Origin of the sequence: Tardiphaga sp., assembly GCF_028290785.1 — a bacterium.
In the GTDB taxonomy this organism is placed as follows: domain Bacteria; phylum Pseudomonadota; class Alphaproteobacteria; order Rhizobiales; family Xanthobacteraceae; genus Tardiphaga.
The window spans coordinates 1-12,846 of the sequence record NZ_JAQGJD010000312.1; the positions used below are offsets into that span (position 1 = coordinate 1).

11 protein-coding genes are annotated in these 12,846 nt (G+C 64.9%); 2 read left to right on the forward strand and 9 right to left on the reverse strand.

Annotated features, from left to right (window positions below; all coding sequences use genetic code 11):
- The first annotated feature begins 321 nt into the window (after positions 1 to 321).
- A complete protein-coding gene (locus tag JWR89_RS19150; RefSeq protein ID WP_299718990.1) occupies positions 322 to 1,047 on the forward strand; it encodes a hypothetical protein in 726 nt (241 codons plus the stop codon).
- Between the two features lie 132 nt (positions 1,048 to 1,179).
- Here JWR89_RS19150 and murD read toward each other — a convergent pair whose 3' ends face one another.
- The 7 genes from murD to rsmH form a co-directional block, all read right to left on the reverse strand.
- On the reverse strand, positions 1,180 to 2,577 hold the full coding sequence (murD, locus tag JWR89_RS19155; protein ID WP_299718992.1) for a UDP-N-acetylmuramoyl-L-alanine--D-glutamate ligase: 1,398 nt from the start codon (positions 2,575 to 2,577) through the stop codon (positions 1,180 to 1,182).
- Positions 2,578 to 2,753: 176 nt separating this feature from the next.
- On the reverse strand, positions 2,754 to 3,836 hold the full coding sequence (gene mraY / locus JWR89_RS19160; protein ID WP_299718994.1) for a phospho-N-acetylmuramoyl-pentapeptide-transferase: 1,083 nt from the start codon (positions 3,834 to 3,836) through the stop codon (positions 2,754 to 2,756).
- A gap of 9 nt (positions 3,837 to 3,845) precedes the next feature.
- Positions 3,846 to 5,282, reverse strand: a complete 1,437-nt coding sequence (locus JWR89_RS19165) for a UDP-N-acetylmuramoylalanyl-D-glutamyl-2,6-diaminopimelate--D-alanyl-D-alanine ligase (RefSeq protein WP_299718996.1) — start codon at positions 5,280 to 5,282, stop codon at positions 3,846 to 3,848.
- Entirely contained in the window at positions 5,279 to 6,736 is a 1,458-nt protein-coding gene (locus JWR89_RS19170) for a UDP-N-acetylmuramoyl-L-alanyl-D-glutamate--2,6-diaminopimelate ligase (RefSeq protein WP_299718997.1), read from the reverse strand. The genes JWR89_RS19165 and JWR89_RS19170 overlap by 4 nt, the downstream gene beginning before the upstream one ends.
- Before the next feature lie 83 nt (positions 6,737 to 6,819).
- Positions 6,820 to 8,583: a penicillin-binding protein 2 gene (locus JWR89_RS19175; protein ID WP_299718998.1), complete on the reverse strand. Its 1,764-nt coding sequence runs from the start codon at positions 8,581 to 8,583 to the stop codon at positions 6,820 to 6,822.
- A complete protein-coding gene (locus JWR89_RS19180; protein ID WP_299719000.1) occupies positions 8,580 to 8,960 on the reverse strand; it encodes a hypothetical protein in 381 nt (126 codons plus the stop codon). Before JWR89_RS19180 ends, JWR89_RS19175 begins: the two co-directional genes overlap by 4 nt.
- Before the next feature lie 2 nt (positions 8,961 to 8,962).
- Positions 8,963 to 9,961 (reverse strand): 16S rRNA (cytosine(1402)-N(4))-methyltransferase RsmH, encoded by a 999-nt coding sequence (rsmH, locus tag JWR89_RS19185; protein ID WP_299719003.1) that lies wholly within the window; start codon positions 9,959 to 9,961, stop codon positions 8,963 to 8,965.
- A gap of 499 nt (positions 9,962 to 10,460) precedes the next feature.
- Here rsmH and JWR89_RS19190 point away from each other — a divergent pair, with 499 nt between their 5' ends.
- A complete protein-coding gene (locus JWR89_RS19190) occupies positions 10,461 to 11,321 on the forward strand; it encodes an N-acetylmuramoyl-L-alanine amidase (protein WP_299719005.1) in 861 nt (286 codons plus the stop codon).
- Here JWR89_RS19190 and JWR89_RS19195 read toward each other — a convergent pair.
- Both JWR89_RS19195 and JWR89_RS19200 read right to left on the reverse strand, forming a co-directional pair.
- Entirely contained in the window at positions 11,318 to 12,574 is a 1,257-nt protein-coding gene (locus tag JWR89_RS19195) for an RNA polymerase sigma factor (RefSeq protein WP_299719007.1), read from the reverse strand. The genes JWR89_RS19190 and JWR89_RS19195 overlap by 4 nt on opposite strands.
- 27 nt (positions 12,575 to 12,601) lie before the next feature.
- Positions 12,602 to 12,846, reverse strand: a 245-nt coding sequence (locus JWR89_RS19200; protein ID WP_299719008.1) for a YciI family protein, incomplete at its 5' end; no start/stop codon positions are given.

Here is a 12,846-nt window from a genome sequence, read left to right on the forward strand (position 1 = left end):
AGATCATGGGCATACCTGCGGGCAAATGATCCCCATTGGTGCGCCATCGTGGTTGCCAGACGGTTAACGGATTGTGAAAATTTGGAGAGGAGATCGATGACTTGCCCCGGACGCGATGCAATACGAAGTATTGCTTCGCAGAGCCGGGGCCGTCGCGGACTCCGGCGTTTGGGACGGTCCCGGATCTGCGGAGCGGCACAAGTGTGCCGCACCGCGTCCGGGACAAGGGACCTGCGGCAGCATCCTCCCATATTGCTTATCGTCTTTTCAACTTTACACCGCTTACGGTGGTATCTCCATCCAGCTCAACGGGACACCCAGATGAAACGGCTTGGAATAGTTTTCGCCGTGCTCGTCGCAGCGGTCCTCGCATTCAATATAATGTTTCCCAGCGCGACCGTGCGATTTCGCCTGACGCTGGATGCCGACATCGACGGCAAGCCTGCGACCGGCTCCGGCGTCATCGAAGTCTCCTACATGGCCCGTCCGAGGTTGCTGCCGAACGAAGCGGAATTTTCCATCAATGTCCGGGGCGAGGCGGTGGCCCTTGCTCTCGGCCAGCGAGGCACGCTTTTCGTCCTCCTCAAAAGCGCCGAGGACAGCCGCTCCGGCGCTGAATGGATCGTGCTGCGTGCCTTTAATTTTCCCGGCGGGGCGTTACCCTTTCCCGTCGCGAAGGGAGTGAGCGATGTTCGCCAACTATCGGGAAAAGTCGAACTGCCGCTCAGGAGCGTGCCGCTGTTGGTCCGATTTCGGGACATCAACGATCCCCTGACAGTCGAAAAAGTCGATCCGCTTTTGCTTGAGAAGTCATTCGGGCCTGGTGTGCAGTTAACGCATGCAACACTTGAAATCGTCCCAGCTGGAATATGGCCGCTAAGCTGGTACGGCATCACAGGGGAATCCATTACTAACCGCCTTGAGAAGCAGCTAGTTTGGTTGAAAGCAACAAAGGGCGGCTACTTGGACGGAAACTTCGCCGGCGGGGGCCCGAAGCTTTCAAATATCCTTCACGGCGGAGACTTTAAGACAGGCCTTGGTCGATAATATATCGGCACTCTGTGCCCCGGACGCTGCGCGGCACGCTGCCGATCAGAGGTCCGGTGTGCTCAATTACCGGGATCCCGGATCTGCGAAGCGGCATAAGAATGCCGCACCGCGACCGGGACACGGCCCTTCTTAAACCGCCTTCACGCCATCCAGCGCCAGCACCAGCTCGCGAAAACGGTCGCCGCGAATTTCGAAATTGCGGAACTGGTCGAACGAGGCGCAGGCCGGGGACAGCAGCACGACGGGCTCGGCGACGTCCGACGCCGCAGCATCGCGCGCCGCGGCTGGCACGGCGACGTCGAGCGTTGCGCTGATCTCGTAGGGCACCTTGCCTTCCAGTGTGCGCGCGAAATCATTCGCGGCCTCGCCGATCAGATAGGCCTTTCGGATTCGCGGGAAGAATTCCGCCAAGCTCTCGATACCGCCTTCCTTGGCCTTGCCGCCGGCGATCCAGAAAATGTCGGGAAACGACGACAGCGCCTTGGCGGTGGCGTCGGCATTGGTGCCTTTGGAATCGTTGACGAACAACGTCGTGTTCTGGCGGCCGACCTGCTCCATGCGATGGGCGAGCCCGGGGAAACTGCGCAGCCCCTGCTGCAGCACGTCGATGCTGACGCCGAGCGCGAGCGCGGCGGCCGACGCGCAGGCCGCGTTCTGCGCGTTGTGCAGGCCGCGCAAGGAGCCGATGCCCGCGAGATCGACAAGGGGCTGCTGCGCGCCGCCGGCGTTGCGGATGATGCTGGCGCCGTCGCTGGTCAGGCCATCGGCGAGCGGATGCTCGACCGACACGCGGACCACCCGGGTGCCGGCCTGTTCGACGCGATCGGCGGCGGCCCGGCACCAGTCGTCATCGACGCCGATGATCGCGGTGCCCTGCCCCTGCACGCCGGCGACGAGGCGTTCCTTCACCGCGGCGTAGTGTTCCAGCGTGCCGTGGCGGTCGATGTGATCCGGGGTCACGTTGAGCAGGATGCCGATGCTGGGATCGAGCGACGGCGTGAGATCGATCTGGTACGACGACATCTCGATCACATGGACGCGCCCCATGGCCGGCGGCTGCAGCGATAGGATCGCGGTGCCGATATTGCCGCCCATCTGGGTGTCGAAGCCGGCCTCGCGCATCAGATGCGCGATCAGCGCGGTGGTCGTCGACTTGCCGTTGGTACCGGTGATGGCGATGAACGGCGCGGCGGGCGCATGCAGTGCGCGTTCGCGGCAGAACAGTTCGATGTCGCCGATCACCTCAACTCCGGCATCGCGTGCGGCCAGCACGGTCCAGTGCGGCACGGGATGCGTGAACGGCACACCGGGGGTCAGGATCAAGGCGGCGAAGTTCTGCCAGCTAACCGTGCGCAGGTCGGCGGTGATGAAATTGGCGCGCGTGGCCTCGACCATGCGGTCGATGCTGTCGTCGCAGGCGATCACCTCAGCGCCGCCGGCGGCAAGCGCGCGGCAAACGGCGAGGCCGGAGCCGCCGAGCCCGAAAACGGCGACGGTTTTTCCCGCAAAGGACGTGACGGGGGTCATAGGCGCCCTGCTCTTTTTCTTCCTTCTCCCCTTGTGGGAGAAGGTGGCGCGGACGAAGTCCGCGACGGATGAGGGGTAATCCCGGGCTCGGAGCTTGTGGCACCCCTCACCCGTCTTCGCTTCGCGAAGCCACCCTCTTCCACAAGGGGAGAGGGGAAGGCAAGCAGGGCGCTTGGCTACCGCAGCTTCAGCGTGGACAGACCGACCAGCGCCAGCACCACCGAGATGATCCAGAACCGGATTACAATCTGCGGTTCGGTCCAGCCCTTCTGCTCGAAGTGGTGATGGATCGGCGCCATCCGGAACACGCGCTTCCCGGTCAGCTTGAACGAGGTGACCTGGACGATGACCGAGACGGCTTCCAGCACGAACAAGCCGCCGATCACCGCCAGCACGATCTCGTGCTTCACCGCCACCGCGATCGAGCCGAGCATGCCGCCCAGCGCCAATGAGCCGGTGTCGCCCATGAAGATCGAGGCCGGCGGCGCGTTGAACCACAGGAAGCCCAAGCCGGCGCCGAGCACCGCGCCGCACAGCACCGCCAGCTCGCCGGTGCCGGCGACGTAGTTGATCTGCAGGTAGTCGGAGAACACCGCGTTGCCGGCGAGATAGGAGATCATGCCGAACGACGCCGCCGCGATCATCACCGGCACGATGGCGAGGCCGTCGAGGCCGTCGGTGAGATTCACCGCATTGCCTGCGCCGACCACGATGAAGGCCCCGAAGATGACAAAGAACCAGCCGAAGTTCAGCGCCAGATCCTTGAAGAACGGCAGCACCAGCGAACTCGACAGCGGGTCGCGGCCGAGCCGCACGAAGGCGTAGCAGGCCGCCACGGCAATCAGCCCCTCGATGGCCAGACGGGTGCGGCCGGAGAAGCCGTTGTGGGACTGCTTTGTCACTTTAAGATAGTCGTCGTAGAATCCGACGAAACCGAAACCGAGCGTCACCGCCAGCACGATCCACACATAGGGGTTGCGCGGGTTGGCCCACAACAGCGTGGAGACGACGAGGCCGGACAGGATCATCAGCCCGCCCATGGTGGGGGTGCCGACCTTCATCAGATGTGATTGCGGTCCGTCGGAACGAATCGGCTGGCCCTTGCCCTGGCGCAGGCGCAGGTTGTCGATGATCCAGGGGCCGAACAGGAACACGAACAGCGCGCCGGTCACCACCGCGCCGCCGGTGCGGAAGGTGATGTAGCGGAACACGTTGAGCGCGGGAACCGTGCCCGCAAAGTCGACTAGCCAGTAGAACATTCAGTTCGCCTATACCGCGGCATCATCGAGCGCGGCGTTGCCGGGAAAGCGCTTTTCGAGCGCGGAGACAATCGGTTTCATGCGCGAGCCGAGCGAGCCCTTGACCATGATGGCGTCGCCGGCGCGGATTGCGGCCAGCACCTGCGATTCGAGTGCGGTCGGATTATCGGCATAGCCGCCCCGCCTGCCGGTGGAAAGGGCGTCCCACAGGTGTCGCATCAGCGGACCACAGCAAAAAACCAGGTCGATCTTCTCGGTCCGGACCGTATCGACTAGGCCGCGGTGCAGTTCCGCACCTTCGGGGCCCAATTCGAGCATATCGCCCAGTACCGCAATGCGGCGGCCCTTCGGCCCCACCGCGGCGGCCCCGAGCACGCTCAGCGCCGCCTTCATGGAGGCCGGATTGGCGTTGTAGCTCTCGTCGATCAGGACAGCCTCGCCGCCATTCACTTCCAGATGGCGGCGGGCGCCGCGGCCGGTCGCCGGTTGCACCTGCGAAAGGGTCAGCGCCGCCAGCGCCAGATCGGAACCCATCAGTTCGGCGGCGGCCAATACCGCCAGCGAGTTCATCGCCATGTGGCGGCCGGGCATGCCGAGCTTGTAGGTGACGTCATGACCCAGGATATTCGCATGGACCGCCGAGCAGGTCGGATGCAACGCCACGTCGAGTAGCCGCGCGTCGGATTTCTTGTCGGTGCCGAACGAGACGATGCGGGAAACGCCGGCCTTTTTCGCGTGCTTCTGTAGCCGCTCGAATTGCGGGTTGTCGCGATTCAGGATCGCGACGCCGCCGGGCTCAAGCCCCGAGAAAATTTCGGCCTTGGCGTCGGCGATGGCCTCGACGCCGGCGAAGAATTCCAGATGCACCGGCTCCACCGTGGTGATGACGGCAAAATGCGGCCGCACCATCTTCACCAGCGGCTCGATCTCGCCGCTGTGATTCATGCCGATCTCGAAGATCGCGAAGCGCGCGTTGGCCGGGCAGCGCGCCAGCGTCAGTGGCACGCCCCAATGGTTGTTGAACGACGCCACTGATGCATGAGTAGCACCCTGCGCCTCGCATACGCGGCGCAGCGCCTCCTTGGTCGAGGTCTTGCCGACCGAGCCGGTGATCGCGATCACCTGCGCGCCGAGCCTTGCGCGCGCTGCACGGCCAAGATCGACCAATCCGGTCAGCACGTCATCGACCACCAGCAGCCGTGCGTCGGCGGGGAAGTTTCCCCGTTGCGCCGCTTCGACCACCGCGAGGCCGGCGCCGGCCTTCAGTGCGGCTTCGACGAACGCATGACCATCGTGGACGTCGCCCTTGATCGCGAAGTACGCCTCGCCGGGCGTGATGCTGCGGCTGTCGATGGAGATTCCGCTGATGCCTTCGGGCAGCGCACCCTGCGCGGTTGCGCGCATCGCTTCCGCCATCGCCGCGGAGGTCCACAGAAATTCGCTCATGCCAACCTCGCAGCCAGCGCCGCCGCAGCAGCTTCGTGATCGCTGAATGACAACACGCGGTCGCCAACGATCTGTCCGGTCTCATGACCCTTGCCGGCGATCAGCAGCGCGTCGCCCGGCTGCAGGCCGGTTATCGCCACGCGAATGGCTTCGGCGCGATCGCCGATCTCCACGGCGCCCGGAGCAGCAGCCAGGATCGCCGCGCGGATATCGGCAGGGTTTTCACTGCGCGGATTGTCGTCGGTGACGATCACGCTGTCGGCATTCGCCGCGGCGATCTCGCCCATCAGCGGCCGCTTGCCGGCATCGCGGTCGCCGCCGGCGCCGAACACCACGACGAGCTTGCGCTTGGCATAGGGACGCAGTGCCTGCAGTGCCTTGGCCAGCGCGTCGGGCTTGTGGGCATAGTCAACGAACACCGGCGCGCCGTTGTGATCGCCGACGCGCTCAAGCCGGCCCTTGGCGCCTTCAAGGTGTTCGAGCGCCGCGAACACCTGCTCGGCATCGCCACCGGTGCCGATAACCAGGCCGGCCGCGACGAGCGCGTTCTCGATCTGGAATTCGCCAACCAAAGGCAGCTTGATCGCATAGGTCTTGCCGCGATGTTCCAGCGTCAGTTCTTGCGCGAAACCATCGATGGTGGCGTCAACGAGACGGATGCCCTCGCCTGCACCACTGCCCTTGCGGCCGATCGTGATGAGGCGCAGGTGCCGCGACTGCGCGGCGTGGATCACTTGCGGCGAGACCTCGTGATCGGCCGCGATCACCGCGACGCCGTCCTCAACGACGAGATCGAGAAACAGCCGCAGCTTGGCGCCAAGATAGTGCGCGACGTCGGGATGGTAATCCATATGGTCGCGGGAGAGATTGGTGAAGCCGCCGGCCCCGACGCGGACGCCGTCAAGGCGATACTGGTCGAGCCCGTGCGACGAGGCTTCGAGCGCCAGATGGGTAACGCCTTCACCTGCGATTTCGTCGAGTTCGCGATGCAATGAAATCGGATCCGGCGTGGTCAACGAGCCGTACACCGTGTGCTTCGGCGAGACCAGACCGATGGTGCCGATGCTCGCCGCCTGATGGCCGAGCCGCACCCAGATCTCGCGCGCGAACGACGCAACCGAAGTCTTGCCCGACGTGCCGGTGACGGCGGCGATCACGGCGGGCTGCCGCGGATAGAATTTCGCCGCGGCCAGCGCCAGAGCGCGGCGCGGATTGGGCGTGACCACGAACGGCACCGGCAGCCCCACATGTTTGTGATCGCCCGCAACCGCCACCGCGCCGGCGGCAATGGCCTGGGTGACGAACCGCGAACCGTCGGTCTTGGCGCCCGCCAGCGCGAAGAAGAGATCGCCCGGCTTCACTGCGCGGCTGTCTACAGCGAGACCGCGAACATCGACATCGCCGGCGGGCGCGTCGATCACGGCATCGTCGCTGAAGAGGTCGGGCAGTTTCATGCTGTTCCAGTTCGCAGATCGGGATCGCGCGAAGCCCACGCAAAGCGCATTTTGCACCGGCTGTAAAGGCGCCGACGCAGGGGTTATTGAGTCGCTCTGGATGCCGCCAGAATAAGGCGGTCTGAGGTCGGCAGGTCGAAGCGCGGCTCCAGCCCGAGCAAGGGGGCGACGCGGGCAATCACCTTGCCGCCCGCCGGCACTGCATTCCAGCCCGAGGTTATGAAACCATGGGTTTCCGGCAGTGCCTTCGGTTCATCCAGCATCACCAGCACCTGATATTGCGGATTGTCCATCGGCAGCACGGCGGTAAAGGAATTCAGCACCTGTTTCTTGGAGTAGCGCCCGCCCACCACCTTCTCGGAGGTGCCGGTCTTGCCGCCGATGTAGTAGCCCTTCGACATCAGATCAGCCTGCCGCGCGGTGCCGGTCTCGGCGTTCAGACGCATCAGGTAGCGGATCTTGTCGCTGGTATCCTTCTTGACCACGCGCTTGGCCATTGCCTGGGCTTCTTCCTCGGTGCGCTTCAGGAAGGTCGGCGGAATCAGGTAGCCGCCATTGACCATGGCGTTGATGCCCATCACCGCCTGCAGCGGCGCCACCGCAATGCCATGGCCGAACGAGATGGTGATGGTATTGAGTTCGCTCCAGCGCTTAGGCACGATCGGCATCGCGCTTTCCGGCAATTCGGTGCGCAGCCGGTCCATCTGACCGACCTTCTTCAGAAAGGCCTTGTGCGCCTCGACGCCCACCGACAGCGCGACGCGCCCGGCGCCGATGTTGGACGAGAAGGTGAACACTTCCGCCAGCGAGATGAAACGGCCGAGCGAATGGCTGTCATGGATCTTGAACTTGCCGAAGCTGAGCGGCGCGCGCGCATCGTACATGGTGCCGAGATTGGCCTTGCCGGCATCCAGCGCCATGGCCAGCGTCAGCGTCTTGAAGGTCGAGCCCATCTCGTAGACGCCGGTGGTCAGGCGGTTGATGCGGTCGGGATCGTGCGCCTCTTTCGGGTTGTTCGGGTCGAAATCCGGCAGCGACACCATCGCGACGATCTCGCCGGTCTTGACGTTGGAGATCAGGCCCGACGCCGCCTTGGCCTTGTACTTTTCTTTTGCCTTCAGCAATTCGTCGCGTAGCGCATGCTCGACGCGCAGATCGACTGAGAGCTCAACCGGCTTCTGCAGGCGGTCGGAAGCAAAGCCGGCGCGATGCAGATCCGCGAGGCCGTTGGTATCGAGCCATTTTTCGATACCGGCAATGCCCTGGTTGTCGATGTTGACGAGGCCGATGACATGCGAGACCGCGGGGCCGCTCGGATAGACGCGCTTGTTCTCGCGCAAAAATCCGATGCCGGGGATGCCGAGGCGGTGGATGTCGCGTTGCTGCGCCGGCGTGATTTCGCGCTTAAGCCAGGCAAAGCCCTTACGGCTCGAGACGCGTTCGCGCACTTCCGCAGTGTCGAGGTCGGGCAACGCCGCAGTCAGCAGTTCGACTGCCTCATCCTTGTCGATGATGCGTCGCGGCTCGCTGAAAAGCGACGGCGATTTGACGTCGGTGGCGAGAATCTCGCCATTGCGATCGACGATGTCGGGCCGCGCGGTGGCGACGGCATCCTTGGTGGCGCGACGTTCGGCATGAGTGTCGCCCGCGACGGCGAACATCATCAGGCGAATCGCAATGATCCCGTAGATGCCGCCGAATGCGATCATGGCGAGGCCAACGCGGGCGCGGGCCTTGGCGGCGCGATCGACATTGCGTCCGTACAACAGGCTGCGGATCAGCCGCTGCCGCCAGGGTTCGGCCGGCTTGGCGACGGGCTTGCGGGTGGTTGGCACCTGATCGGTCACTGCGGATCCTCCGGTGCTGGCAGGGAGCCGGTGACGATATCCGGGTCGATGGTGTCGATCATGGCGCCGATCGGATCGGGATCGCCGGGCTTGGCGAAGCTCGGCGGCCGGTCCGGCAGATTCTTCAGCGCGTCGAACTGCTGCGCGGTGACCGGCTTCAAAGCGAGGTGCCGCTCGGCCAGGCCCTGCAGCCGCATCGGCGCGTCCAGCTTGGCCCATTCGGCGCGCAGCGCAGCGATGGCATCGCGCTGCTCGCGGATGTCGGCGTGCAGCCGCAGCACGCGCTCGGTGCGCACGGTGGATTCCATCTTGATGCGGTAGACATAGGCCGCGGCGAACACGAGGACCGCAATGACCAGGAGGTGAATGATGCGCATGCTCAGCCGCCCCCGCGCATCACGTCATCGAGGGATGGCCAGCCTGGCAACGGACCTGCTTCCTGCGCCGGCGCATCGGTGCGCTCGGCAGCACGCAGTTTAGCCGAGCGCGCGCGCGGATTGGCGCTGACTTCTTCGCCGCCGGCCACGATCGGGCGCTTGTTGACCAGCGTAAAGCGCGGTGCCGACTGCGAGATCTCCGGCAGATGCCGCGAGCCGCCGCCGGTCTTAGCTCGCTCGACCATGAAATTCTTGACGATGCGATCTTCCAGCGAATGGAACGACACCACCACCAGGCGGCCGCCCGGTTTCAGCACGCGCTCGGCCGCGGCCAGCGCGGTGTGCAGCTCATCGAGTTCCTCGTTGACGAAAATGCGCAGCGCCTGGAACGTGCGCGTCGCCGGATGGATTTCGCCGGGTTTCGCCCATACCACCTTGGAAATGATGGCGACCAATTCCGCAGTCGTGACGATCGGCGCTTCGGCGCGCGCGGCGACGATGGCCTTGGCGACCGCGCGGGAATAGCGCTCTTCGCCGAAGATATAGATGATGTTGGCGAGGTCGGCCTCGGAGGCTTTGGCCACGACATCGGCGGCCGTCGGGCCGTCATGGCCCATCCGCATATCGAGCGGCCCGTCGAAGCGGAATGAGAAGCCGCGCTCGGCCTGATCGACCTGCATCGACGACACGCCGACATCCATCACCACGCCATCGACGAGGCTTTCGCCCTGCGCGGCGCAGACGTCGGCGAGGTGCGAGAAGCGGTCTTCGACCAGCGTGAGCCGGCCATCGGCGCTATCGACCAAAGCGAAGCCGCCGGCGATGGCGGTGCGGTCACGGTCGATGCCGATGACGCGGGTGCCGGGCGTTTCGAGAATCATGCGGGAGTAACCGCCGGCGCCGAAAGTGGCATCCACATAGACGCCGCCGTCGCGCGGGTTCAGCGCCTCGACAGCCTCGCGGCCGAGCACCGGGATATGGCGGGGATCGGACGTGGTCATGCGCCCGCTCCGAAGCAGGGTGGAACTGGCACGACCCGGCCCATCGCATCGAGGCGCAACGTCAAACTGGACACCAATTGGCCCATGTCGCCTCAACTGTCGGCGCGCCGCCCGGTCTTTCCGCTCGAAAGACCGCAGCCACACGCGATTGCCGGTCCCATCCGCCGCGCCGCACGCGAGACCCGCGAGAAATCCGGCTTTCCGCATGGAATTTTGAAGATTTGCCATGGGATTTGAGCGTCAAATGGAACCCCGGCCGCCCCTGTCGGGCCGGCTGTTCACCCCTCAGTAACGTCGTTTACCGTTAAGAAAGCGTTGATGGGTTGCGAAGGAATTAAGGCACTGCCGGCACTTAAATACCCCTGGCCGGAAAAACACTGGACTGGTGTCACGGAACCGTTGCGCAGCGCGGCCACGGCCCGGATAGTGCACCGAAGCGTCACTGGCTGTCCCGGCGTTGCTGTCTCCCTTGCAGTTCTCTTGCGGTTTGAGTTGTCCGATGGCTACAGGTTCCTACGCGTCTCCCGGGTCCGATCCGAAACGCCCGCGCGCCCTTCCGATCCCGAAGGGCGCCGCGGATCTGCCCAGCTTCACCCCGGATTCCTCGGTGGTGTCGGATATCATCCCGTCGGCCAATTTCGGCGAGCGCAACAACGGCCTGGTGCCGGATATGATCGTGCTGCACTACACCGGCATGCCGGATGCGGAGGGTGCCATCACCCGACTGTGCACCACCGGGACCGACGTCTCGGCGCATTACATCGTGCTGGAAGACGGCCGTATCGTGCAGACCGTGCCCGAGGCGAAGCGCGCCTGGCATGCCGGCATCGGCTACTGGGCTGGCGAGACCGATATCAACTCCTGTTCAATCGGCATCGAGATCATCAACCGCGGCCACGACTGGGGCTATCCGGATTTCCCGAGCCGGCAGATCGCCGCCGTCACGGCGCTGTGTCGCGGCATCATGCTGCGCCATGAACTGCCGGCCCACCGCGTGCTCGGCCATTCCGACGTGTCGCCGTCGCGCAAGAAGGATCCCGGCGAAAAATTCCCGTGGCACTCGCTGGCCAATTCCGGCGTCGGCCACTGGGTCCGGCCGGCCCCCATCACGCGTGGCGAAAGCATCAAGCTCGGCGCCGAGGGCGAGCGCGTGACGGCGCTGCAGCACGCGCTGGCGCGCTATGGCTTCGGCATCGAGCCGAACGGCCAATATGATGCGGCGACAATGGAAGTGGTTACCGCGTTCCAGCGCCACTTCCGCCCCGAGCGCGTCGATGGCGTCACCGACCATTCGACGCTGACCACCCTGCAGGCGCTGCTCGCCAGCCTCCCGACCGAATCGACCGACACGCCGGGCTAGTCGCCCGGCTTGGCATCCAGCTCGGCTAGCCGTCGCGCATAAAGCCGTTGCAATGGTGCGAGCTGCGTCGCCGCTATTGCGTCGAGATAGCCAGCGCGCGCCGCATCGCGGCGGCCAAGCCGGCGCAGCAGATCGGCGCGCACCGCGGGCAGCAGATCGTAGCCATTGAGTCCGCCGCGCGTCTGTAGCGCATCGACCAGATTCAGCGCATGCAGCGGGCCATCGACCATCGACACCGCCGCGGCGTGGTTGAGTTCGATCACCGGCGACGGGCTGGTCCGCAGCAGCACCTCATAGAGACCCGCAATCTGCGGCCAGTCGGTCTCCTGATAACTCGGTGCCTGCGCATGCAGCGCCGCGATCGCGGCCTGCACGACATACGAGCCGGGACGTCCCGGCACGCGCAATGCCGTTTCGACGAGCTGCAGGCCCTCGGCGATCTGCCGCCGATCCCACAGCGTGCGATCCTGCTCTTTCAGCAGCACGATATCGCCATCGGACGTCTGGCGGCCGGCGCGACGCGCATCATGCAGCAGGATCAGCGCCAGCAGGCCCATGATCTCGCCGCGCTGCGGCATCAGTCCGTCGAGCAGCCGGGCCAGCCGGATCGCCTGCTGCGACAGATCCAGGCGCATCAGATCCTGCCCCGAGGTCGCCACATAGCCTTCGGTAAACACCAGATAGATCACGGCGAGTACGCCGCCCAGCCGCGGCACCAGCGCATCGCGATCCGGTACCTCATAGGGAATTCCGGCCAGCCGGATTTTCTGCTTGGCGCGAACCAGCCGCTGCGCCATCGCCTCCTCGCCGACCAAAAACGCCCTCGCCACCTGCGCGGTGGTCATGCTGCAGACGGTACGCAGCGTCAGCGCCACCTGGACCTCCAGCGCGAAGGCCGGATGACAGCAGATGAAGATCAGCCGCAGCATGTCGTCATTGAGCACGGCGTCGCTCGCGTCGTCATCATCATCGCCGACGGCGCGCAGCAGCGTCTCCTGCAGCAGCGCATCCTGCTTGCTGCGAAAGCTGGCCTGCCGCCTGATCCGGTCGACCGCCTTGTTGCGGCCGGCATTGACCAGCCACGCTCGCGGATTCGATGGAGCGCCTGCGGAGGGCCAACGTTGCAGCGCTGCGGCGAAAGCATCCTGCAGCGCGTCTTCGGCGAGATCGAAATCGCCGACGAGGCGAATCAGCGTCGCCAACGCGCGCCCCGCCTCGTCGCGAAATATCCGCTCTATCTCGACAGGCGTCATCGCTGCCGTCTCTCCATGATGACGCAGTTACTTATTGTAGTTCCAGATCGGCCTGACCTCGATCGACCCATGGCGCGCGCCCGGCATCCGCGCCGCGATGGCCAAGGCCGTATCGAGATCCTTAGCGTCGATCAGGTAATAGCCACCGAGCTGCTCATGGGTTTCCGCGAAGGGCCCGTCGGTGGTCAGCGTCTTGCCATCGCGGATACGAACGGTGGTGGCCGTCGATACCGGCTGCAGTCGGTCGCCGGCTTTGAAGTTTCCTGTTTCGA

Excerpts from the sequence above, each read along its gene's own strand:
- murD (WP_299718992.1), bottom strand. The coding sequence starts at position 2,577 with ATGACCCCCGTCACGTCCTTTGCGGGAAAAACCGTCGCCGTTTTCGGG.
- JWR89_RS19195 (WP_299719007.1), bottom strand. The coding sequence starts at position 12,574 with ATGACGCCTGTCGAGATAGAGCGGATATTTCGCGACGAGGCGGGGCGC.
- JWR89_RS19165 (WP_299718996.1), bottom strand. The coding sequence starts at position 5,282 with ATGAGCGAATTTCTGTGGACCTCCGCGGCGATGGCGGAAGCGATGCGC.
- JWR89_RS19190 (WP_299719005.1), top strand. The coding sequence starts at position 10,461 with ATGGCTACAGGTTCCTACGCGTCTCCCGGGTCCGATCCGAAACGCCCG.
- JWR89_RS19150 (WP_299718990.1), top strand. The coding sequence starts at position 322 with ATGAAACGGCTTGGAATAGTTTTCGCCGTGCTCGTCGCAGCGGTCCTC.
- rsmH (WP_299719003.1), bottom strand. The coding sequence starts at position 9,961 with ATGACCACGTCCGATCCCCGCCATATCCCGGTGCTCGGCCGCGAGGCT.
- mraY (WP_299718994.1), bottom strand. The coding sequence starts at position 3,836 with ATGTTCTACTGGCTAGTCGACTTTGCGGGCACGGTTCCCGCGCTCAAC.
- JWR89_RS19180 (WP_299719000.1), bottom strand. The coding sequence starts at position 8,960 with ATGCGCATCATTCACCTCCTGGTCATTGCGGTCCTCGTGTTCGCCGCG.
- JWR89_RS19170 (WP_299718997.1), bottom strand. The coding sequence starts at position 6,736 with ATGAAACTGCCCGACCTCTTCAGCGACGATGCCGTGATCGACGCGCCC.